General features: G+C 69.5%; 22 protein-coding genes. 1 reads left to right on the forward strand and 21 read right to left on the reverse strand.

What is annotated here, in order from left to right; genetic code table 11:
• Positions 1–23: 23 nt before the first annotated feature.
• The 12 genes from OG588_RS02365 to OG588_RS02420 all read right to left on the reverse strand — a co-directional run bounded on the left by OG588_RS02365 (position 24) and on the right by OG588_RS02420 (position 11202).
• Positions 24–1052: a methionine synthase II (cobalamin-independent)-like protein gene (locus OG588_RS02365; RefSeq protein WP_366095125.1), complete on the reverse strand. Its 1029-nt coding sequence runs from the start codon at positions 1050–1052 to the stop codon at positions 24–26.
• Between the two features lie 3 nt (positions 1053–1055).
• Positions 1056–1532, reverse strand: a complete 477-nt coding sequence (locus tag OG588_RS02370; RefSeq protein WP_366095124.1) for a heme-binding protein — start codon at positions 1530–1532, stop codon at positions 1056–1058.
• The gene (locus tag OG588_RS02375; protein ID WP_366095123.1) at positions 1529–2314 is read right to left on the reverse strand and encodes an alpha/beta hydrolase; all 786 of its coding nucleotides are present in this window, start codon (positions 2312–2314) and stop codon (positions 1529–1531) included. The genes OG588_RS02370 and OG588_RS02375 overlap by 4 nt, the downstream gene beginning before the upstream one ends.
• 26 nt (positions 2315–2340) lie before the next feature.
• Positions 2341–2712 (reverse strand): VOC family protein, encoded by a 372-nt coding sequence (locus tag OG588_RS02380; RefSeq protein ID WP_366095122.1) that lies wholly within the window; start codon positions 2710–2712, stop codon positions 2341–2343.
• Complete coding sequence (locus tag OG588_RS02385; protein WP_405945795.1) at positions 2709–3479, reverse strand: fumarylacetoacetate hydrolase family protein; 771 nt, start codon at positions 3477–3479, stop codon at positions 2709–2711. The genes OG588_RS02380 and OG588_RS02385 overlap by 4 nt, the downstream gene beginning before the upstream one ends.
• A 6-nt stretch (positions 3480–3485) precedes the next feature.
• Positions 3486–4934, reverse strand: coding sequence for an NAD-dependent succinate-semialdehyde dehydrogenase (locus OG588_RS02390; protein WP_405945796.1), 1449 nt, complete (start codon positions 4932–4934; stop codon positions 3486–3488).
• 40 nt (positions 4935–4974) lie between these two features.
• Positions 4975–5895, reverse strand: coding sequence for a VOC family protein (locus OG588_RS02395; protein ID WP_366095119.1), 921 nt, complete (start codon positions 5893–5895; stop codon positions 4975–4977).
• Positions 5896–6013: 118 nt separating this feature from the next.
• A complete protein-coding gene (locus OG588_RS02400; protein WP_366095118.1) occupies positions 6014–6925 on the reverse strand; it encodes a LysR family transcriptional regulator in 912 nt (303 codons plus the stop codon).
• A gap of 177 nt (positions 6926–7102) precedes the next feature.
• Positions 7103–8053 (reverse strand): sugar ABC transporter substrate-binding protein, encoded by a 951-nt coding sequence (locus tag OG588_RS02405; RefSeq protein WP_366095117.1) that lies wholly within the window; start codon positions 8051–8053, stop codon positions 7103–7105.
• A gap of 49 nt (positions 8054–8102) precedes the next feature.
• A complete protein-coding gene (locus OG588_RS02410) occupies positions 8103–9116 on the reverse strand; it encodes an ABC transporter permease (RefSeq protein ID WP_405945797.1) in 1014 nt (337 codons plus the stop codon).
• Positions 9113–10615, reverse strand: a complete 1503-nt coding sequence (locus tag OG588_RS02415) for a sugar ABC transporter ATP-binding protein (protein ID WP_405945798.1) — start codon at positions 10613–10615, stop codon at positions 9113–9115. Before OG588_RS02415 ends, OG588_RS02410 begins: the two co-directional genes overlap by 4 nt.
• Entirely contained in the window at positions 10612–11202 is a 591-nt protein-coding gene (locus OG588_RS02420) for a carboxymuconolactone decarboxylase family protein (RefSeq protein ID WP_366095404.1), read from the reverse strand. The genes OG588_RS02415 and OG588_RS02420 overlap by 4 nt, the downstream gene beginning before the upstream one ends.
• A 234-nt stretch (positions 11203–11436) precedes the next feature.
• Between OG588_RS02420 and OG588_RS02425 the strand changes: the two genes are divergently transcribed.
• The gene (locus OG588_RS02425; RefSeq protein ID WP_019056999.1) at positions 11437–11850 is read left to right on the forward strand and encodes a cupin domain-containing protein; all 414 of its coding nucleotides are present in this window, start codon (positions 11437–11439) and stop codon (positions 11848–11850) included.
• A 77-nt stretch (positions 11851–11927) separates the two neighbouring features.
• Here the strand turns inward: OG588_RS02425 and OG588_RS02430 are convergent, their stop codons facing one another.
• The 9 genes from OG588_RS02430 to OG588_RS02470 all read right to left on the reverse strand — a co-directional run bounded on the left by OG588_RS02430 (position 11928) and on the right by OG588_RS02470 (position 22804).
• A complete protein-coding gene (locus tag OG588_RS02430; protein ID WP_405945799.1) occupies positions 11928–12761 on the reverse strand; it encodes an NAD(P)H-binding protein in 834 nt (277 codons plus the stop codon).
• 144 nt (positions 12762–12905) lie between these two features.
• Positions 12906–14249: an aromatic acid/H+ symport family MFS transporter gene (locus OG588_RS02435; protein ID WP_366095113.1), complete on the reverse strand. Its 1344-nt coding sequence runs from the start codon at positions 14247–14249 to the stop codon at positions 12906–12908.
• Positions 14250–14395: 146 nt separating this feature from the next.
• Entirely contained in the window at positions 14396–15346 is a 951-nt protein-coding gene (locus tag OG588_RS02440; RefSeq protein WP_405945800.1) for a catechol 2,3-dioxygenase, read from the reverse strand.
• Positions 15327–16475 (reverse strand): 4-oxalomesaconate tautomerase, encoded by a 1149-nt coding sequence (locus OG588_RS02445; RefSeq protein ID WP_405945801.1) that lies wholly within the window; start codon positions 16473–16475, stop codon positions 15327–15329. Before OG588_RS02445 ends, OG588_RS02440 begins: the two co-directional genes overlap by 20 nt.
• Complete coding sequence (locus tag OG588_RS02450; protein WP_405945802.1) at positions 16472–17176, reverse strand: 4-carboxy-4-hydroxy-2-oxoadipate aldolase/oxaloacetate decarboxylase; 705 nt, start codon at positions 17174–17176, stop codon at positions 16472–16474. Before OG588_RS02450 ends, OG588_RS02445 begins: the two co-directional genes overlap by 4 nt.
• A 2-nt stretch (positions 17177–17178) precedes the next feature.
• The gene (locus OG588_RS02455) at positions 17179–17928 is read right to left on the reverse strand and encodes a PIG-L deacetylase family protein (RefSeq protein WP_405945803.1); all 750 of its coding nucleotides are present in this window, start codon (positions 17926–17928) and stop codon (positions 17179–17181) included.
• Positions 17929–17989: 61 nt separating this feature from the next.
• On the reverse strand, positions 17990–18640 hold the full coding sequence (locus OG588_RS02460) for a GntR family transcriptional regulator (RefSeq protein WP_405945804.1): 651 nt from the start codon (positions 18638–18640) through the stop codon (positions 17990–17992).
• A gap of 184 nt (positions 18641–18824) precedes the next feature.
• A complete protein-coding gene (locus OG588_RS02465) occupies positions 18825–20699 on the reverse strand; it encodes a tannase/feruloyl esterase family alpha/beta hydrolase (protein ID WP_405945805.1) in 1875 nt (624 codons plus the stop codon).
• A 62-nt stretch (positions 20700–20761) separates the two neighbouring features.
• On the reverse strand, positions 20762–22804 hold the full coding sequence (locus OG588_RS02470) for a LysR substrate-binding domain-containing protein (protein ID WP_405945806.1): 2043 nt from the start codon (positions 22802–22804) through the stop codon (positions 20762–20764).
• Between the last annotated feature and the right edge of the window lie 27 nt (positions 22805–22831).

Genomic DNA, 22831 nt, shown 5'->3' on the forward strand with positions numbered 1-22831 from the left:
GCTTCCCGGCTCGTCCGTCTTCCTCAGAACTCGTTGCCCCAGACATACCGGGCGACCGTCTCCACCAGCTCGATCTTCCGGCGCTGTTCCTCGGTGGTCAGCAGCGGCCGGCTCGCCACATCGGCGAAGCCCCGCGACGGCGCTACGGCCCCGTCCTCCAGGTCCTTGAACTCCCCCACGGCGTCGACCCTGGCCATCACCGTGTCGATGTCCTCCAGCGCGGGCACGGTCGCGTCGACGACACCCAGGCAGAAGTCACGGCCCTCCGGCAGGGCCTTGACCAGGGCGAGTTCGGCCGGGGTTCCCTGGTCGAACGGCAGGATCCAGCGGTCGGCGCCGATCGCGCCGTAGAGCTTCTCGGCACGGGCCCAGTCCACCGCGGCCGGGGCGACCGGGCCGGGGGCCACGCCGATCCGCACGCCCTCGGGGCGCTCGTCCAGGCGTACCGCGAGGGCGTCGACGGCGAGGGCGTCCTCAAAGGAGAGCGCGCCGGGGTCGGCCGGGTCGGTGGCCAACTGTCCCAGCAGAAGGGGGTTGTTGAGCTGGATCAGGCGTACACCCTTGGCGACCAGCGACTCGATCTCCGCAAGGATGATCTCCGCGAGCGCCTCCCCCAACTCCCGTGCGGAGGACGGGCCGAGGCCGGGCTGGAAGGTGGTTGCGGCGAGGTACGCGGGCGAGGGCAGCGAGACCTTCGGGGCGATCACCGTCAGCTCGGCGAGCCGTGCCACCCAGTCCGCCAGCAGCGGGCCGCTGGCCTTCGGCAGGGATTCCGCGACCCAGCGCACGAGCCCGTCGGCGTCGGTCTCGTCCGTGCGCCGGAAACCTGACACCCCGTCAAGGACCACGCTGCGGAAGTCTTCCCGGGGGAAGTCGCCGTCGGTGACGACGGTGGAGCGCAGCTTGCGCTGGAAGACGACCGCGTCCTTGACCGCCTGGAGTTCCGCCTCTTTCAGCGCCTCGGGGTCGCCCGCTGCGCGTGCGGCGATCAGCTCGGCGGGGCGGACCAGGCTGCCCTGGTGGTCGATGCGGTAGTTGAACGTGTCCGCCATGAGTTATGCGTCCTTTCCGGACGAGGCCGGCTTGCCCGCGACGCCCCAGGCAGCGAACTCGAGTTCGTAGCCGAGGGAGGCGAGGACCTCTTCGGCGATCTGCTGGTCCTCGTCCGCGGTGCCGCCCGCGATGCCGAGGCCGCCGATGATCTCGCCGTCCTTCTTGATGGTGAGGCTGCCCTCGGTGGCCATGATCGGCATGGCGGCGCCGGGGAGTTGGGAGAGCTGGGAGAAGAAGACCGGCTGGCTCTCCTGCCACTTCTTCAGCATGTTGCCAGGGCGCTGCATGATGGCCGCCGTGTACGCCTTGGCGCGGGCGATGTCCGGGGTGAGCGGGCGGGCGCCGTCCAGGCGGCGGATGGCGATGGGGAAACCGCCCGCGTCCACGACGGCGACGCTCACCGCCTTCCCGACCGACTGGGCGCGCTTGTGGGCGGCGTCGATGATCTCCTCGGCGGCGGCCAGGGTGAGGCTGCTCATGCTGCTTCCTTCGGTGCGGTGAGGGTGCGGCGCAGGTGGGCGACGGCGGCGTTGTACTTCTCCGGCGTCTCCCAGTACATGGAGTGCGGGGCGTCCGGGACGATCTCCAGGTGCGAGCCGGCCAGCAGTTCGTGGGCGCGGGTCACGGTTTTCACACTGAGCACCGCGTCCTTCTCGCCCGCGAGGAAGGCGACCTTGACGCCCGAGTCCCGGATGTCGTCCAGGGAAGGCCCGTTGGTGTCGAGGTTGCGCAGGTCCTGCATCCTGGCGACGTTGAACGTGCCCATCTGCTGGAAGAGGAAGGTGAGGTCGGCCCGCTCCTGCTGGAAGCCCTTCGTCAACAGGCGGTCGATGACCGGCAGTTTGACGGCTTCGGCACGGTCGGCGGCGGCGAGTTCCTTCAGCTCGGGGTGGCTGATGCCGCCCAGCGAGTGGCCGAGGACGACGGAGCCGACCCGCTCGGGCCGCAGCAGTCCGGCGCGCAGCGCGGCGACGGAGCCGATGGACTGGCCGACCAACATGACGTCGGTCAGGTCCTCTTGGTCCAGTACGGCGACGACGTCACCGGGGAAGTCCTGGCCGTCGAACTCGGGCATCGACGAGTCGGACTTGCCGAAGCCGCGCAGGTCAACGGTGACGACCGTGAACTCCTCGCGCAGCGCCGCCACTTGCTGCCACCAGGCGGCGTGGTGGCCGCCGCTGCCGTGCACGAACAGGATCGCCGGACCGCTGCCGTGGCGCTCGTAGTAGATGGAGGTGCCGTCGGAGTCGGCGATGGGCATGGGGATGAACTCCTGTACGCGCGGGATTAGTTGGGGCGGCGGCCGTGGAAGACGAGCTCGATCATGGTGTGGTCGGGGTCGTGGATGTAGCAGAACTTCGACTGGTTCTCGGGCCGTTCGATCGGCCGGGTGTGCCGGATACCCAGCTCCGTGATGTGGGCGAGGAACTCGTCCCAGTCGTCGACCTCGACGGCGAAGTGATAGGGCGCCATGCGCTCCATCTCCTCGACCGGCGTGAAGTGGAGGTCGAAGTTGCCGCGGGTCATCAGCACCACACGGGAGTTGGACTTGGGCATGATGCGCTTCATCCCGAAGACCTTCGTGTACCACTCGGCGGTCCGGTCGGGGTCGGTGGTGGGGAAGTTGACGTGGTGGATGTAGCGGGGTGCGCTGCTCATGACGGATTCCCTTCGCTGTGTACGGGGTTGGACAGGACGCCGATACCGCTGATCTCGATGTCCACGGTGTCCCCGGGTTCGAGTTGGCAGGTGGACTCGGCGCCCATCCACAGCACGTCCCCCGGGTGCATGGTGATGTGCTTGGTGAGTTCGACGATGTGGTCAAAGGGGTCGAAGACCATGTCGCCGGTGGCGAACGAGGCGCGGACCTCCCCGTTCACACGGAGTGTCGTGGTCTGCGCCAGGGCATCGACGTCGGTTTCTATCCACGGGCCCATCGGCTTGAACGTGTCGCTGTTCTTGCTGCGCCAGAACGAGCGGTCCTGGTGCTGCCAGGTGCGGGCGCTCACGTCGTTGCCGATCGTCCACCCGAAGACCGACTTGCGGGCCTCGTCGTAGGAGGCGTGCTTCAGGGTGCGGCCGATGACCGCGACGAGTTCGGGCTCGGCCTCGAAGCGGCCCTCGACCTCGGCCGGCTTGACGATGGGCGAACGGTGGCCGGTGAGCGCGTTGTTGGCCCGGTAGCCGACCTCGGGGCGGCTCGGGATCTCGGCGCGGGCGTGCGCGATGTGGCGCGGGTAGTTCATGCCGACCGCGTAGAACACGGGCGGGACGACGACGGGCAGCCACTGCGCGTCGGCGACCGGCACCGTGCCGAGGACCGAGGGGTCGCCGTCGAGGGGCGACTCGGACAGCAGCTCGATGTCCTCCTCGCCCACGCGGCCCCACACCGCCCGGCCGCCGACCGCAACTCGGGTGTATCTCATGGCGGTTCAGCCCGCCAGCAGGTGGGAGACGCGCTTGGTGATCAGGTAGGCGTCGAGGGCTTCCGGGCCGCCCTCCCTGCCGTAGCCGCTCTCCTTGACGCCGCCGGAGGGGGCTTCCGCGACGGACCCACCGCAGTGGTTGATGGAGAGGATGCCGGCCTCCAGCGTGTCGGCGAGCTTCTCGGCGGTGGCGGCGGACTCGGTGAAGCCGTAGGCGGCGAGGCCGTAGGGAAGGGAGTTGGCGATGGCGAGGGTCTCGTCCAGGTCGGTGAAGGGCACGATCGGGGCGAGCGGGCCGAAGGGTTCTTCGTGCATCAGCTGCGCGTCCGCCGGTACGTCGGTGAGGACGGTCGGGGCGTAGAAGTAGCCGTCGCGGCTGAGGCGTTGGCCGCCGGTGAGCACCTTGGCGCCGCGTTCGACGGCGTCGGCGACCAGGGTCTCGATCGCTTGCAGTCGGCGCTCGTTGGCGAGTGGGCCCATGGTGGTGTCGGCGTCGAGGCCGTCTCCTACGGTGACTTCCCGGGCGGCCTTCACGAACTCGGCGGTGAACTCCTCGACGATGCTCGCGTGGACGAAGAAGCGGCTCGGCGAGGTGCACACCTGGCCGGCGTTGAAGAACTTCGCCTGGGCCGCCTTGCGGGCGGACTTCACCGGGTCTGCGTCCGCGCAGACGATGACCGGGGCGTGGCCGCCGAGTTCCATCAGGGTGGGCTTCATGACCTCGCCGGCCTGGGCGGCGAGGAGCTTGCCGACCGGGACCGAGCCGGTGAAGGCGACCAGGCGGATCCGCGGCGAGGGGATCAAGTGGGCTGATACCTCGGCCGGTTCACCGAAGACGAGGTTGAGGACACCGGCCGGGAGTCCGGCGTCGGCGTAGCAGGCGACCAGCGCGGCAGCCGTACCCGGAGTCTCCTCGGACGCCTTGATGACGATCGAGCAGCCGGCGGAGAGGGCGGAGGACAGCTTGCGGTTGGGGCCGCCGACGGGGAAGTTCCACGGCACGAACGCGGCGACGGGGCCGACCGGTTCGCGGCGGACGGTGAGGACGGTGCCGGGTGCGGACGGGATGATCCGGCCGTAGGCGCGGCGGGCGTCCTCGATGTGCCAGCGCAGGGTGTCGGCGGTGCGCAGGGCCTCGGTGGTGCCCTCGCGGAGGGGCTTGCCCTGTTCCTGGGCCATGATCCGGCCGATGTCGGGGGCGCGTTCGGTGATCAGGTCGGCGGCGGCGTGCAGGATCGCGGAGCGCTTGGCGATCGGCGTGGCGCGCCAGACGCGGAAGCCCTCGGTGGCCGCGTCGAGGGCGCGGTCGAGGTCGGCGGTGGTGGCGAGCGGTACTTCGCCGATCACCTTCTCGGTGGCCGGGTTCACGATCGGGGCGGTCCGTCCGGTGCCGCCCTGGCACCACTCGCCCGCGATGTACATGCGGACGGCGGGGTAGCCGTGGTCGGAGGTCATGAGTCGGTGCCCTCTCAGGCTGGAAAGGCGGGAGTGGAGGTCAGGTGGCGGGGGCGTCCTGCTGGTCGCGGTTGGAGCGCAGGGCCCAGATGTGGTGCGGCGGGGTGGTCTCGTGGACGCGGGTCTCGTAGGTGTCGTCGACGCGGTCCATGTCCGCCGCGTACTCGACGCGCCCGCCGCACGGGGCGTGCAGGAAGCGGAAGACGTTCGAGCCGACGGTGTGGCGGCCGAGCTTGCGGGCCTCCCGCCAGCCGCGCTCGATCATGAAGTTTCCGCCTTCGATGACGTCGTCGAAGCCGGGGACCTCGTAGGCGATGTGGTTGACGCCGGCGCGGTCGGGACGGTGGCACAGCAGCACGGTGTGCTGGTCGTCGTCGCCCGGTGCCTGCATGAACACGCCCATCGGTTCGACGATGTCGGTGGGCCGGAAGCCGAGCCGCTCGGTGTAGAACGCGACGGCTTCCTCGCGCCCGGCCTTGACGATGTTCAGCGCGACATGGCACATGCGCAGCGGGAACGCCCGGGTCAGGGGTTCCAGCCCGGTGTTCCAGCGGTCGACGTTGCCGAGTGCGTTGGCCGGGCGCGGGGTGACGTCCGCGTCCTTCGGGCGGGCCAGCGTGAGTCCGACGCCGAAGCCGCTCTCGTCCACGGTGTGGTGGACGCCGTCGGCGCTCTCGTGGACCTTGCGGTCGCGGCCCAGCTCGGCGACCAGCCGGGCCAGCTCCGCCGGGGTGTCGACGCCCCACACGACCTCGCGGATCGTCGGGCCCGCCTCCACCGGCGGCGGCAGCAGGGGGCCGGGCACGGTGTCCAGATGGAGGGTCTGCCCGGTGAGGGTCTCGAAGACCGCGTGCTCCTCGGTCCGCTCCAGCAGGAACAGCCCGAAGTCGCCGAAGAAACGGACACACTCGTCTACGTCGTCGATCCCGTAGGTGACGGATTCGATTCTCTGGATTCCCATGGATGCCTCGTTTCGCGGGTCGCCCGGCGAGCCTAGGTTTCCGGTCGTGAAACCCTCAATGGTCCGGGCTCGTCTTAATTCGCAATCGTTTCTTGCGACCTGATCCGCCGGACCGGTCCTACGACTCGATGGCCGGAATGGGGTTCTGTGAGAACCATTCGGCGAGGAAGTCCAGGAACACGCTGACCTTGCGCGGGGTGGCCTGGCCGGGGCCGTAGATCGCGAACAGGGGGCGGTCGGGGACCGCGAGTTCGGGGAGCAGGACCTGGAGGGCGCCGGTCATCAGGTCGTCGTAGGCCGGGCGCTGGGGCAGCAGTGCGATGCCGCGGCCGTGGACGGCGGCCTTCTGGAGGGCGATGTACGAGTTGGACGAGAAGGCGATGTTCCGGATCTTGTGCAGGGTGGAGGCGTGACCGTGGCCGATGCGCCAGACCGGGTCGTTGACGTGGACGAGGCAGTCGTGGTGGGCCAGGCCGTTGGGTTCGGTGAGCGGGCCGCCGCGCTCCAGGTACTTCTCGGAGGCGCAGAGCACGAAGGGCAGCGAGGCGATCTTCTTGAGGCGGACGCTGGAGTCGCGCAGGTCGCGGGTGTGGAAGGCGACGTCGAAACCACTGTCCAGGAAGTCGTACGTCCGGTCGGACATGCCACCGAGCTCGAAGCGGACGTGGATCTTGGGGTGGGCGGCGGAGAAGGCGGCGATCGCGTCCCCGAGGTCCAGGCTGCCTATCCACTTCGGGCAGATGATGCTCAGGGTGCCCTCGGCGCGGTCGTGGAGGTGCGAGATGACGGCGTCCTCGGCCTCGATCTCTTCGAGGATGCGGGCCGCGAACTCGGCGTACTTCAGCCCCGGTTCGGTGAGGCTGACCGAGCGGGCGGTGCGGTTGACCAGGCGGACGCCCACCTGCCGCTCCAATTCGGCGACGTGGCGCGACACGAGTGAGCCCGACGAGCCCAGCTTCTTGGCGGCGCCGCTGAAGCTCCCGGCCTGTGCGACGGTGACGAAGCTGTGCATGAGGAGCAGTCGATCCATGATTCCTCCGGAGGCCCACGAGTGCCAGGGGTGGGCCCCGGCGGCGGTGCCGGTCGTACGTAAGGGTCCGGCGGATCCGGAAAATCCCCATAGCGGCTCTACCAGGATATTCCGGCACCGCGGCGGACGGGCGGCTCGGGACAGTGCGGGGACAGACACGCCGCCCACGCGGCTGTGTTACTTGGGGCAGTACTGGGGTGCCTTGCTCAGGTTGTCCTTCGTGACCAACAAAAGAGGAATGTTGGCAATCTTGTCAACCTTCTTCTTGGCCAGCAGACCGACCGCGTTCTTCACCGCGGTCTGTCCTATCGACATGGCCGAATTCGCCACGGTGGCGGAGAGGCGGCCGTCCTTGACGGCGGCCAGGCCCTCGGCCGTGCCGTTGGCGGTCACGATCTTCACGTCCTTCTTGCCGGCCGCGTCGAACGCCTTACGGGCCGCGAGGGCCATGTCCTCCGAGGCGACGAACGCGTACTGCAGGTTCGGGTGCGCCTGGATCATGTTCTCGGCCACGTCCTGCGCCTTCACCGGATTGAACATCCCTGGCTGGTTCGCGACCACCTTCGCGGTGCTCGGCAACGCCTTCGTGAAGCCGCCCACCATCAGGTCGGAGGCGGCACCGGGCGCACCCGCGATGACCCCGACCTGGACGCTCTTGCCGCCTGCGTCCTTCGCGATCCAGCCCGCGTCCAGGGCACCGAGCTTCCCCAGGTCGACGACGGCCGCGCCGAGGATGTCGTTCACGTCGCTGGTGGCCACGGAGGTCAGATAGATCGGTATGTTCGCGGCCTTCGCCTTGGCGATGTCGGCCTTCAACGCGTCCACGTTGACCGTCTGCACGATCAGCGCGCTCACGCTGCGCGAGGTCATGTCCTCGATGTTGGACAGTTCGGTGGTGGAATTCTGGTGCGAGTTGGCGGTGAAGACCTTGGCGTTCTCCGTCTTCGCCTCCTGCTCGACCGCTTTCTGGAGACAGCTGTGGAACTCGGTGTCACCGCCGTTGACGAACCCGAGGGTGACATCGCCGGAACTCCCGCTGCCGTCGCTCGTGCCACAACCGCTCAGTACGAGGGTGGTGCCGGCGAACGCGGCGAGCATTGCTCCGCGGGAACGGACCGAAATCCTCATGGCGTGTGTGCCGCCTTTCACGTTTCATGGGCGCTGTACGTAGCGGAAATCAATGACGTGCGGAACGTGCCTTGTGCATCTCGTTGGCGATGGCCGCGATGAGCAGCACCGCGCCGACGGAGACCGACTGGTAGTTGCTGGAGACCTGGAGCAGGTTCAGCGCGTTGGCGACCACCCCGAGGAGAACCACGCCGAGCGCGGTGCCGATGATCGTGCCGTAGCCGCCGGCCAGGGCGGTGCCGCCGATGACGACCGCGGCGACGGCCTGGAGCTGGAGCGAGAGTCCGCCGGTACCGGGGCTGCTGCCGCTGAGCCGGGACAGCAGCATCAGGCCGGCCAGGCCCGACAGGGCGCCGGTGAGGGCGTAGAGCGAGAGCTTGCGGGCGGTGACGTTGATACCGCTGAGCCGGGCCACGTGCTCGTTGCCGCCGATGGCGAAGGCATCGCGGCCGAACACGCTGAACCGCATGACCAGGGCGGTCGCCACCAGCACGAGGATCGCCACGACCAGCAGGTAGGGCACCCCGAGGATCTTGTTGTTGCCGAGGGCGAACATCTTGGTGCCGGTGGAGACGCTGACGCTGTTGAGCACGAGCAGGGCGACGCCGTCCAGCAGGGTGGCCGTCGCCAGGGTCGCCACGAACGGGGCCACGTTCGTGAACGTCACGACCACCCCGTTGACCAGACCGATCAGCGTGGCCAGCACGAGTGAGACGACGACGGTGAACGCGGTGGAGTGGCCGTGGGCCAGCAACTGCGCCCCGACCGCGGTCGTCACGGAGACATTGCTGCCCATCGAGAAGTCCATGCCGCCCGCGGTCATCAGCAGGGTGAGGCCGGCCGCGATCACGGCGACGACGCTGACCTGGCGCAGGATGTTGATGACGTTCGTGTCGGTGGCGAACGAGTCGGTCCGCAGCGAGGTGGCGACGATCACGACGATCAGGACCGCGATCAGCCCGGTGTGCGGGGCCCTGCGGAGTGCGGTCGGCGAGAAGCGGGGGCGCGCCTTCTCGGGCGGGTCCGAGACGCCTGGGGCGTCGGGAAGTGCCTTGACGCTCACTGCGGTTGACCTCCGAGGGCGGTGGCGACGAGTTCGTCGTGGGTGATGGTGTCGATGTCGTGCTCGGCGACAGTCCGGCCGGCGCTGACGACGACGACCCGGTCGGCGAGGCGCATGACCTCCTCGGCGGACGAGGAGGCGAGCAGTACGGCGACACCGCGCGAGGCGAGGTCGTCGAGGAGGGCGTGGATGTCGGCCATGGCCGCGATGTCGACCCCGTTGGTGGGGTCCTCCAGGAAGCAGGCGACCGGCTCGGTCTGCAGCCACTTGGCGAGCAGCACCTTCTGCTGGTTGCCCCCGGACAGCGCGCCCACGGGCGGGTTCCCGGCGAGGGAGACCACGCCGTAGCTGCGGCGCAACGGAGCGGCGCGGCGGGCGAGTTGAGCACGTCGGTGGGTGCGGCGGCGGGCGAAGCGGTCGCGGGCCAGCATCAGGTTCTCGTCCAGGGACAGCTCGGGGACCAGGCCGAGGGCCCGGCGGTCGCCGGTGACGCAGCGCAGGCCGCTGGCGAGCGAGGCGTGAACTCGGCCGAAGGGCACGGGAGTTCCGTCCACGGCGAGTCGGCCGGTGTCGGGGCGGCGGCGGCCGGAGAGCAGGTCGAAGAGGCGTGACTGCGCGTCCCCGGCCGGGCCGAGCACGGCGACGATCTCGCCCCTGCGCACCTCGACGGTGAAGTCCCGCACGGCCCGTCCGTCGGTGAGGTCGTGCACCGCGAGGCCGATCTCGACCTTGGGGGCGGGGCGTTGGGCTCGCTGCGAGACGACGTCCCGGCCGACCATGCTGCGTACGAGAGCGGCGGCGTCGAACTCGTCGGCCGGGGCGCTGCGTACGACCGCTCCGTCCCTCAGGACCGTGATCCGGTCGGCGACGGCCAGCACCTCGTCGATGTAGTGCGAGATGTAGACGACGGCCACGCCCTCAGCGCGCAGCGTGCGCACCAACTCCCTGATCTGGTGCGCCGCTTCGGAGCTCAGACAGGCGGTGGGCTCGTCGAGGACGAGGATGCGGCCGCCGCGGCGGACCTCGCGGGCCACCTCGACCATGGTCTGCTCGGCGACGGTGAGCGAGCCCGCGGTGCGTGTCACGTCGATGTCGATGCCGAGGGCCTCAAGTGCCTTCCTGGCCTCGGAGTTGACCGCCTTCCAGCGCACGGCGCCGCCGCGGGTCGGCAGGTCGCCCAGCAGCACGTTCTCGGCGACGGTGAGCCCCATCGCCAGCTCCCGGCGCTGGGGCACCGACGCGATGCCGAGCCGGCGTGCCTTGCGGACCGTAAGTCCGTGCTGCGCCTGCCCGTTGACCTCGACCGTGCCGGCGTCGGCCTGATGAACCCCCGAGAGGACCTGCACCAGCGTGGACTTGCCGGCCCCGTTCATGCCCATCAGCGCGTGGACCTCACCCGGGTGGAGGTCGAGGTCCACGCCCTTGAGCGCGGCGGCGCCACCGAAGCTCTTGGTGACCCCTCGGACGCGAAGTACCGCGTCTGTCCTCGGGGTTGTCACGGACGCGGCTCGGAGCCGTCGGTGCCGACAGAGCCGTCGGCGTCGTCCGAGGCGACACGGGCGTAGCCGCGGATGTCCGGGAACGGGGGTTCCTTGTCGGCCTGGAGGTCCACCTGGAAGGTGTTGAGGCACATGCCGAGCATGGTGAAGTTGCCGAGTGCGCCGATGGTGTCGACCAGGCCCTTGGAGCCGAAGTGCGCCAGCGCGGCGGCGAAGGTGTCGTCGGTGACGAAGTGTTCGTCGAGGATCTCGCGGCAGAACTGGTAGAAGGCCTGGTCCGCCTCGTTGTCGAAGACGGCCTCGCGCTTCTCGGCGATCGCCTTGACGACGGCCTCCGGGATGCCGGCCTCGATCGCCTGATGCACATGGGCGTTCCAGGAGTACTGCGCGTCCCAGTTGCGGGCGGCCATCAGCAGCGTGAGTTCGCTCAGGTGCTTGGGAAGGCTGGAGTCGAACCGGGCGAACGCGCCGAGCGATTCGGCCCGTTCGCACATCTCCGGGCTGTGCAGCCAGACCCGGAAGGGTCCGCGGACCGCGCCGCGCCGACCGGCGATACGGGCGGCCAGTTCCTGCTGGCGCTGGTCCATTTCCTCTTCGGTGAGAACGGGGAGCCTCATGGGGCCGATACCTGCCTTTTCTTTCCGGCGCGTTACGTGCACGAATCGGGAAGCCGTGCGACGCGAGCCGACGCTACAGCCGGGTTCGGCAACCTCACCCCTCCGGAAATGCAAGGTAAAGCTGCACGCCAGAGGGCACCCATTCGCCCGCGCGAGGCCTAACGTCATACGACGCAGAAACGTGTGAGCGGAAAGGAACTCCGGATGACCACGATCGTCAAGGTCGCGTCCGTGCCCGTGCTCGACCGGGGCGGTGCCGTCGTCACGACCCCCCTCGTCACGACGCCGTCGGCGGGCGGGGAGAACCTCATCACCAGTGGGATGAGCGTGTATCCGGTCGGTTCCGGGGCGCCGTTGCACTCGCACAACTGCGACGAGCACGTGACGATCCTGGAGGGCCGGGCGGAGGTGGTGGTCGACGGCGAGGTGACGAAGCTGGAGCAGTACGACACCACGTACGTCCCCTCGCCGATCCCCCACCTGTTCCGGAACATCGGCGACACCCCGCTGCGCATCCTCTGGGTGTACTCGTCGGGCTATGTGACCCGGACGTTCACGGAGACGGGCCGTACGGTGGAGCACTTGTCGGCGGAGGACCAGATGGGCTCGGACGACTAGGGCCGTCCGTAGACACCGACAAGCGAGGGTCACCTGACCAGCGGCACCCGCCGATCTGCTCCGCCGGACCGGGGGTCTCAGCGGAAGAGATCGGCGTTCTCCGCGGCCCACTGCCGGAACGGCCTGGCCGGGGAGCCGGTGACCCGCGAGACCGCGTCGCGCACTGCCAGCAGTTCGTCGTTGACGTCCCCGCCGGTGACATCGAGCACCGCGTCCGCGCCCTCGTCCCCGAAGACAGCGCTCATTCGGGCGTGCGCCTCCTGCCGGCCGATCTCGACGAAGGGCACGTCCCGCCCGAGTATGGCCGCGATGGCCTCGACCTGCTGCCGGGCCGTCACCGGCGCAGGACCGGTCAGGGCGTACGTCCGCCCCTGGTGGCCGGGCTCGGTCAACGTCACCCGTGCCACCGACGCGATGTCCGCGGGGTGGATCGTGGGCAGGCCGGTCTCCGCATAGGGCGCACGGACCGTCTCACCGGCGCGGATCGACGCCGCCCACATCAGCGCGTTCGAGGCGAACTGCGTCGGCCGCAGGATCGTCCAGGCCATACCGCTCTCCTTGAGCAGCCGCTCGACCGCCAGGTTCTCGGCGGCGGGACCCAGATGCGGATGGGTCTGGACGGTGATGGACGACACCAGCACCACGTGCTCCACACCCGCGAGCCGGGCCGCCTCGATGAGCTGAGCATCCGGGCCCAGGCGCGACACGAGGAACAGCGAGCGCACCCCGCCCAGAGCGCGTTCCCATGACTCCGGCTCGCCGAAGTCGCCCTCGGCAGCCTCGCCCCCTTCGGGGAACGTGGCCCGTTCGGCGTCACGGGTGAGCCCTCTCAACGGCCGCGCACCGCATGCGTGCAGCTCCCCCACCAGGGCGCTGCCTATGTTTCCGGTGGCTCCGGTCACGAGGATCATGAACGTGTTCCCTGTCGTCGGGTGATCAACTCGACGACACGCTAGAAGCTCAATCGCGCTTCAGGTCAAGGAGATTCCCGACGCCGGCCCCCGCATCCCCTGCGGTGGCCGACGTCCGGTCCTGCCTCTGCACACCCGGTCCTGCTAGTGGGTGCCGACCAACTCCTGCTCCACGCCGACCCGTTCGCCCTGCTTCGAGCTGCGCAGTGCCGCGATGCCGATGAAGACCATGGAGGACAGACCGGCGATGGCGAAGGACGTGAAGCCCCAGTCACCATTGCCCGAGGCCAGCAGCTGGCCGCCGAGCCACGGGCCGAAGACGGCTCCGAAGCGGCCCATGCCGGAGGTCCAACCGACCGCGGTGGCACGGTTGTCCGGGGTGGAGCGGATGGAGACGGTCGCGTAGATCATCGTCTGGGCGCTGTTGAGGAAGACGCCGGTGAGGAACACGACCAGCATCGTCACGGCCTGGTTCATGTGGACACCGAGCAGGAAGACGCCGACGGCGGTGAGCGCGAACCAGATCGCCGAGATGCGCGGGGCGCCGAAGCGGTCGGCGGCGCGGCCGGCGACGAGCATGCCCACGATGCCGCCGAGGTTGAACACGACCACGAACGTGAGGGCGTTGGCCAGCTCGTAGCCCTCGGCGCGCATGAGGGTGGGCAGCCAGGTGGCGACGCCGTACACGAGGAGGAGTCCGCCGAAGGAGGCGAGCCAGTACAGCAGGGTCTGGAGCCATTCGCCGCCGCGGAAGAGGGCGAGCAGGGCGTCCCAGCGGTCGGCCGCCGTCTTCTTGCCCGCCGCGGCGGGGAGTTGGACCTCGAAGCGCTCGGCGAGGGCGTGGGCCTCGTCGGTGCGGCCCTTGGCGACGAGGAAGCTCAGCGACTCGGGGAGGAGCTTCAGCAGCACCGGGACGAAGAGCAGCGGGAGGACGCAGACCCAGAAGGCGGCGCGCCAACCGACCGGCTCCACCAGCCACTTGGCCACGTAGGCGGAGAGGATGCCGCCCGCGTGGTGAGCGGTCATCAGCATGCCGATGGTGAGGGCGGTCCGGCCGCGCGGGGCGTAGTCGGAGACCATGCTGATCGCGGTGGGCAGCAGACCGCCGAGGCCGACGCCGGCGAGGGTGCGGCCGAGTCCGAAGACCTCGACGCTGCCCGAGACCGCGCAGATGCCGGACGCGAGCGAGAAGAGCGTCACGCAGCCGATCATCAGCTGCTTGCGGCCGATCCGGTCCGCGACCGTACCCGCGGTGAGGGCGCCCACCAGCATGCCGAAGGTGGCGTAGCTGCCGAGGTCGCCGGCCTGGTCCGGGGTGAGACCGAAGGTCTTCGTCTCCAGCAGGTGCGGCAGCACCGAGCCGTAGATGAACATGTCGAGGCCGTCGAAGAGGACGGCCAGCCAGCACAGACCGATGACCAGGAGGGCCAGTCTGCTGGCGCGCGCGGACACCGCGGGCGACGGGGATGAGGAGGGGGAGGAAGACATCGTTGGTTACCTCTCGTACTTGGTGCGCTAGACGCTAAGGAGCCACCCCCCGGATAGTCAACGTTTTTGTCAACAATCTCATCGACAATCGCGTGAGGGTGGCTCCGGCGGCTCTCGCGCGCCACTCAGTGGCTTCCGCGCACCGCTCAGCCGACCGGCGGAGTTCCGTGCGTGTGGAAGGACTCGATGGTCTTCAGGCCCCAGGCCTGCCCCTTCTTCCGCTCCTCCTCGGTCCAGGTGATCAGCGGCCAGTCGGGCGCCAGGACGAGTCGGGTGAGGGGGTTGCACAGCTCGATGCGGTTGCCGCCGGGCTCGTAGACGTAGAGGAAGAACGTCTGCTGGATGGCGTGCTTGTGCGGGCCCGTCTCGATGAACACGCCGGTGTCGATGGCGAGATCGGCCGCGCGCAGAATGTCCTCGCGGGTGTCGGTCGCGAAGGCGATGTGGTGCAGCCGCCCGGTCGAACCGGTCCAGTCCTCGGTGTAGACGACGTCGTACGACTTGTTCGTGTACGTCAGCCAACGCGCCGCGATCCGCCCGCTGTTGAGCCGGATCTGCTCCGTCGGCCGGGCGCCCAGCACCTGTTGCTGGAACTCGGCGCTCAACAGCACGTCCGCGGCAAGGAAGTTGATGTGGTCCAACCGCCGTACGCCGACACCCTTGTTGGGCTTGGCCTGCGGCTGGTTCTTCAGCGCCGGCTTCAGCTCGTCGGGGGCCTGGTAGTACTCGCTCTCCCAGTACAGGGCGTGCTCGTGGCCGTCCGGGTCGGTGGTGACGTAGAGCTTGCCGAGGCCGGGTTCGTCCTCGACCCACCTTCCGGTGCCGCCCGCCTCCTCGATCGCCTTGATACGGCGCTGGAGTGCCTCCTCGCTGGAGGTGCGCAGGGCGAGGCGGCCGAGGCCGGGCTGTTCGCGGGCGGTGAGGACCAGGCTGTGGTGCTCGTAGTCGTCGTAGGTCCGGAGGTAGACGGTGTCGCCGTCCTGGCCGTTGACGGTGAGGCCCAGGTAGTCGGTGAAGAAGGCGACACTGGCGTCCAGGTCCGGGGTGAAGAGCTGGGCGTGGCCGATATGGGCGATGTCACCGAGCGGCGGAGCCATCGTTGCCTCCAAGGGGGCGTGCGGGTGCGGGAGTCGGGGCGGTGTCGGTCGGTGCGGTGTCGGCGGGCCGGGGGAAGACCGTGCCGTCGAAGATCTTGCGTGCGGTGCGTACGACCGCGGTTCTGCGGACCACCGGGGCGGAGCCTGCGGATCCGGCGTCCACGCTAGTTTCGATGTCTAGGAATCCGCTGGGATGCTCGATGCGAATTCGGTCACTTTGTGCGGGTACCTCCGCGATGCCCTCCCCCACCCCGCCGGGGACGAGGAGCCCCGCCGCCACGCTCGCGGCGCCCAGGACGCCGATGGAAGTGTGGCAGCGCACGGGGATGAAGGTACGGGTCATGACCGCGCCGCCGTCCGTGGGCGGTGCCAGCAGGCTGAGCTTGGGGATCGTGGTGTGCTCGACGTCACCGAGGCCCATCAGCTTTCCCGCCGCCAGGCGGATCTCCCGTAGGCGGGCGGCGAGAGTGGCGTTCTCCTCCAGGTCAGTGGGCGTCTCGTACCCCGTGACGTCCAGTGCGGTGGCCGGGATCAGGACGACCGGCATGCCGTTGTCGACGCACGTCACCGCGGTGCCGGCGATCACGTCACGGACGCGGCCGGTCGGGAGGAGCGGGTTGCCGCCCTGCGGGAACTCGATCACCACCGGTGCCGCGGTGCCCGGCACGCCGGAGATCTCCGCGGTGCCGGTGTAGTCGACCCGCCCGCCCGGCGTGGGGAAGCTCGCGATCGCCAGTTCCCCGGTGTTGAGCATCCGGATGCGGACCGACGTCTCGCCGTCGACGGGGGCCACGAGCCCCCGCTCCACGGCGAACGGGCCGATGCCGGCGAGGATGTTGCCACAGTTCTGACGATCAGTCACCTCGGGCCGGTCGACCCCGACTTGCAGGAACAGGTAGTCGACGTCGGCCTCGGGGTCGGCCGAGGCGGAGACCACACCGACCTTGCTGGTGAGTGGGTGGGCGCCGCCCAGGCCGTCGATCTGGCGCGGGTCGGGGCTGCCCATGACCCGCAGCAGCAGGTCGTCGCGCTCGGCGGGATCGGCCGGGAGGTCCTCGGCCAGGAAGTAGGCGCCCTTGGAGGTGCCGCCGCGCATCAACATGCAGCACACCTCCGCGGGCCCGGTCACGACCCGGCTCCGGTGTACTCCTCGTACGACCGGTACTCGACGCCGAGTTGCTTGAGGGTGTCCCGCAACCCGTAGCGGTCCAGGCCGAGTTGACCCTCCAGGAAGGCGGCGCGGGTGGCGGCCTCCTTGGCCTCGCGGGCCTCGGACCTCTCGGCGGTCTCGCGGGCCTTCTCACGCGGGACGACCACCACTCCGTCGTCGTCGGCGACGATCACGTCACCGGGGCGGACCACCTGGCCGTCGATGGCGATCGGCACGTTGACCGAGCCGCCGGTGGCCTTGACGGTGCCCTGCGAGGAGACGGCGCGGGACCAGGCGGCGAAGCCCATGTCGCGCAGTTCCTGGGTGTCGCGGATACCGGTGTTGAGGACGACTCCACGTACCCCGCGCTTCTGGAGCGCGGTGGCGAAGAGCTCGCCGAACAGGCCGTCCGTGCACGGGGAGGTGGTGGTGACGACGAGGATGTCACCCTCGCCGCACTGCTCCACAGCCGCGTGGATCATGAGGTTGTCGCCGGGCCAGCCGAGCACGGTCACGGCGGTGCCCGCGACCCGAACTCCCTGCTGCACAGGGCGGATTGAGGGCCCGAGCAGACCGGTGCGACCCATGGCCTCGCTGACAGTGGCCACACCGAAGGCGGCCAGCGCCTCGACGTCCTCGGTAGCCGCCTTGGGGGGATTTGTGACGATCACGCCGCCCATGGTTATGCCAGCTCCTTCGCGATCTGCGGGTACGGGCGCATGTACGCCTCGGCCATGGTCTTGTGGGCCAGGCCCAGGTTCGGGCCGGCGTTGCGCTTGAGCTGGACGCCTCGGCGGACGGCCAGGTCGGTGTAGTAGTCCCACAGGTGCTGCTGGGCGCCGAGGCACTCCATCGCCTTGCGCTTGGTGTCCCAGACCTCGGTGATGTCGAGGAGGACCTCGGGCTTGAAGCCGCTCATCTCGGGCTGGTGCGGCTCGAAGTAGAAGACCGGCGGGGCGCCGATGATCTCGCCCTCGCCTGGATAGCCGATGGCCTGCGCCAGGACGCGGGCCTCCAGCGCCATCCGGTTGGCCGCCGGATGGTCACCGTTGTACGGGTCCTCGGTGGGGTGGGTGAGCACGACGTCGGGCTGCGTGGCGCGGTAGACCTCGACGAGTTTGTCGGTCAACTCGGCGGTGGCGACCAGGGGATAGTCACCGGCGTCGAAGAAACGGACCTCGGCACCGAGGGTGGCCGCGGCACGCTCGGCCTCGTCCCGGCGTATCGCCTTGATCTCGTCCAGCTTCTTGCCCTCGCGCCAGGCCTTGGCGGACTCGCCGCGCTCGCCGAAGGTCAGACAGGCGATGGTGACCTTCTCGCCGCGGGCGGCGGCCAGGGCGATGCCTCCGCCGGCCCGCCAGACGAAGTCCCCGGCGTGCGCCGTGACGACGAGTGTCGATCGTGGGGTGGCGGGCGCGTTGCCGTGCGTCATGACTCGAATCTCCTTGATGGACAGGTGTGCGCCCGCCCCCGGTGTGCCGCCGCGCCGCGCGTCAGTCGCGCAACGCCTCGATCACACTGGTGAGATGGGCGCGGACGGCCGCCTCGGCCGCCTGGGGGTCCCTGGCGGTGATCGCCTCGATCATCGCCAGATGCTGACTCAGGGACTGCTGCGGACGCCCCGGCCGCAGCGCCAACTGGAAGCGGTGACGCACCAGTTGGGCGTTGAGCCGCTCCAGCAGGGTCACGGCCGTCTGCTGGCCGGAGAACTCCCGTACCTTGTGGTGGAGTTCGCTGTTGAGTTCGGAGTAGGTGACCGGCTCGCCGTCGGCCACGGCCTTGGTCATGGCCCGGCCCAGGTCCGTCAGTTCGGTCAGCTGCTCGTCGCCGGCCGCGACGGCCGCCTTGGCCGCGCACAGTCCCTCCAGGACCATGCGGCACTCCGTGATGGCGACCGCTTCCTCCACGGTCACCACCCGCACCCGGGAACCCCGGTTGCGGATCCGCTCGACCAGTCCTTCGGCCGCCAGATCGATCAGCGCCGCCCGGATACTGGCCCGCGTCACATCGAACTGCTCGGCGAGCTCGTTCTCCACCAACCGCTGTGCCGGTGCCATGTCGCCCTGCAGGATCGCCTGCCGCAGCTGCGTGAGCGCATGCTGCTTGGCCTGCTCCCCGGTGCTCGGACGGGCTTCTTTCGGCATCGTTGCCCTCCCTGAGTGAGTGCCTGTCGAACCTAAATCTAGCCAAACAAGATTGTCAACAATTTTGTCCGCCGTATTGCACGCATGCTTCCGCCCATACTTACCGCAGACACGCCACTGCCCGCCCATGGACCGGCCATGGACGGGCAGTGGACAGCGGATTTCTACGATCTTCTCATGCTGTCTACGGCTTGTGACGGCTGCAGCTCATCGACTTGCCGTCCTTCGTCCCGCACCACTCCTGGTAGCCGGAGGTGAAGGAGCCGGCCCACTTGTAGTGGTCGTCGGGCAGCTTGTCGGGCGTGTAGGCACGGTAGTTGGCCGCGTCCTTCTTGTCGCCCGAGCCGTCGTAGGCGACGAGTTGCGGGTACGGGTAGACGGGCCGCGTGTACTCGACGGTGGCCGCGGCGCTACTGGCACTCGCGGAAGCCTTCGCACCTCCCCCTCCGAGCTGGCCGCCCGCCGGTCCCCCGGGCTCGCTGCCGCCGCTGGTCTTGGAGGCGATGACGGCGCCGGGGGTCTTGCCGGTCTCCCGCCAGTCGATCAGTTTGCTCAGCAGGTCGAAGTTGTCGGGCCCGTCACCGCCGCCGCAGTGGTTCACGCCGGGGAACAGGTACAGGCGGTAGAAGTCGTCGACCTCGTCCTGCCCCATGGTGTCGATCATGGCCTGGCGGTAGACGCGGGTACCGGTGGGCGGGATGTTCGGGTCGGTCAGCCCGTGCCACTGGATCAACTTGCCGCCTGCCTCATGGAACTTGGTGAGGTCGGGGTCGGTGGCGTCGTAGATCCCGGAGACCTCGCGCTGGTAGGCCTTGAAGATGTCCACGGTGAACAGCGACGCGTCGAGCTTCAGCGTGGGGTCCGCCTCCCACTTGCCGACCCACCGCAGGAACCCGAGCCCGATCCCGTACAGCTGCACCGAGCTCTGCCCCTGACCGGCCTTCGGGATGAACAGCCCCTCCCAGGCGGCCTCGGAGCCGTAGGGCTGGCCGCCCGTGTACAGATGGGTGCCGTCCGGGGCGGTCACACCCGCGTACGCCTTCCGCACGACGTCGACCTGTTCGGAGGTGAGACAGCTCGAACTGTCCTTGTTCTCGGCGCACTTGAGGCTCGCCGGATCGAAGGCGCAGGTCGCCGGATCCTGGATGAGGTCGTTGTTCAGCTTGGGGTCGGCGCACTTCGCCATGACGGCCTTGTGCAGCATGCCGAGCTTCGAGGCGGGCAGGATCGTCGAGCCGTCCGCGCGGAAGTCGATCGTGGAGAGGTACGCCTCCTGCATCGCGTTGAGCGCGGTCTGGTTGAAGGCCGGGGCGCCGACCAGGGCGGCACTGAAGTCGCCGGGGTAGCGCTGCACCTCCATCAGCGTCTCGCGCCCGCCGTCCGAGCAGCCGTCGTAGTAGGAGTACGTCGGCTCGGCGCCGTAGAACGACTTCGTGATCGCCTTGGCGGCGGTGGCGAAGGCGTGCTCGGAGCGGTAACCGAAGTCCACCTTCAGCTGTGGGTTCGTCGCCCAGACCTCGGCGGAGCCGCCGCCCATGCCCGAGGTGGAGACGTGTCCCTGGTTGTCCTGGCCGAGGGCGAAGGAGCCGTCGGTGACGGGGACGCAACCGGTGGAGGCGGCGGGCTGGGCGCTGACGCCGACCATGCCGCAGTAGCCGCCGCACCCCTCCTGGAGATAACGCTGCCGGTACGTCTGCGTCGGCAGCCGCAGTTCGAACTGGATCTGCGGGGCCACCGTGCCCTTGACGTCGCAGTACTCGTACACGTTCGCGTCGCCCTTGGCCACCACGCTCGCCGAGGCGACGGACGTCGCCGCGTCGTCGAGGGCGCCGAAGTCCTTCTGCAGCAGGTCGGCGCAGGAGATCTTCGGTTTGGTGACCGGCAGGTCCTTCCCGACGTCACCACCGGCGGTCACCCTTGTGACGCTCGCGCCCGCGTCGGCGTCCGCCGAGAACGTGTCGGGCAGCAGCGCGAGGCCGGTGACGAGGGCCGCGACGACGACGGCCACCAGGATGACGATCCTCGTCCGTTTCGACGAGTGGGCAGGACCAGGGCTCATGGTTTCAGCGTCGAGTGGACCCTGGCGGGAGGCCACCGCCGTGGGCCACATGGGTGACCCGCTCAGGCTTCGCGGTAGAGCGTGCTGAGCAGTTCCAGGACGGGCTGGGTGGCGGGGTGCGGGTCGTCCTTCCACCAGGCGAGCCGCACGGCGATGGGCTCGCCGTCGCGCACCGGGCGGTAGACGACTCCGGGGCGTGGGTACTGGTTGGCGGTCGACTCCGCGGTCATGCCGACGCTGCGGCCGGTGGCGATCACGGTGAGCCAGTCGTCCACGTCGTGGGTGTCCTCGGTGGCCGGGCGGGAGTCGGGCGGCCACAGGTCGGCGGTCGTGGTGCCGGTACGACGGTCGACGAGGAGGGTGCGCCCCGCGAGGTCGGCCAACCGGACCGAGCGGCGCCGGGCGAGGGGGTCGTCGGAGGCCATGGCGCACAGCCGCCGCTCCAGCCCGACGATGGCCGACTCGAACCGCCGGTCGTCCAACGGCCTGCGGACCACGGCGAGTTCGCAGGCGCCTTCCCCGAGTCCCGCGGTGGCCGAGTTGACGCGGACCAGGTGCAGGTCGGTCTCCGGGTGGGTCCGGCTCCAGCGGCGCTGGAAGGGCAGCGTGTGCCGGCCGAGCGCCGACCAGGCGTAGCCGACGCGGAGATGGGCGTGGCCGGAGGTGGCGTCCCGGACCAGGTCGTCGACCTCGGCGAGGACCCGCCGGGCGTGGGCGACCACCCGCAGCCCGGTGCCCGTCGGGGTCACCGATCGGGAGGTTCGCCTCAACAGCCTTACACCCAGGGCCTGTTCGAGCGAGGAGAGGGTGCGGGAGACGGCCGCCTGGGAGACGCCGAGCGCGACGACGGCGTTCTCGGTGACCTTCTCGACGCCGCCCTGGTCGGCGGTGTCGACGAGGGTGACGTTGGGCCGGTTGAAGGTCTGAAGGTAACTGTCTCTGAACGTGGGCCTCTTGCACAAATACCGGTACCAGGGCTTGAGTGCCTCGGCGGTCGCCGGGTCCTCGACGAGCGCGTCCACCCGGGCCCGCAGCTCGTTCATCTTCCGGTAGTCGGCGACCTCGGCCGTGCTCGCCGAGTCCGCCGCCCCGCCGCTCCCGGACAGAAACGTCCGCAGCAGCGCGGCACTTGTGGTCCAGCCGTCGTCGACCAGGTCCTCGGCCGCACCCCCACCGGCCACGTGCGCAAGGAAGTTGTCCCTACGACGCTGCTGCCAGCCGGGGCCGAGCGTCCGGGCGAACTCCGGATCGGTGCGCCGGTTGCCGCGTACGTCGACGGAGGACGGGGTGCGCTGGAACACGTACAACTGCTGTGCGTCGCGCCCGAGATGGGGCACGACCTGGATCGCGGTGGCACCGGTGCCGATGAGCCCGACGCGCTTGTCGGCGAGCCCGGTCAGGCCGCCGTCCGCGTCGCCTCCGGTGCAGCCGTAGTCCCAGCGGCTGGTGTGGAAGGTGTGACCCCGGAAGGTCTCCATGCCGGGGACGCCGGGCAGTTTGGGGCGGCTGAGCGTGCCGAGTGCGACGACGACATACCGGGCCCTGATGCGGTCGCCCCGGTCGGTGGTGACGAGCCACTCCAACTCGTCCTCGTCCCAGGTGAGTTCGGTGACCTGGGTCTGGAAGCACGCGTCGCGGTAGAGGTCGAAGTGGCGCCCGATCGCCCGCGCGTGCCGGCGGATCTCCTCCCCCGGCGCGTACTTCCACCCGGGGAGCTGGCCGACCTCCTCCAGCAGCGGCATGTAGATGTACGACTCGATGTCGCAGTGGATGCCGGGGGAGCGGTTCCAGTACCAAGTGCCCCCGAAATCACCGCCCTTCTCGATCACCCGGATGTCCTGGACACCGGCCTGGCGCAACCGTGCGGCGGCGAGCAGTCCGCCGAAGCCGCCGACGACGATCGCGACCTCGACCCGGTCGTCGAGCGGTTCGCGGGTGACGTCGATGTCGGCGTACGGGTGGTCCGCGTAGTAGCCGAACTCGCTGGTGGCGCCGCGGTATTGGGCGCTGCCGTCCGGACTGATACGCCGGTCCCGCTCGGCCCGGTACTTGGCGCGCAACGCCTCCGGGTCGAAGCCGAGGTCGGTGTGGGGGGTGACGGACATGCTGGTCCTCTCAGTCGTCGAGGGATG

Origin of the sequence: Streptomyces prunicolor (assembly GCF_045162825.1) — a bacterium.
Lineage (GTDB): Bacteria > Actinomycetota > Actinomycetes > Streptomycetales > Streptomycetaceae > Streptomyces > Streptomyces prunicolor.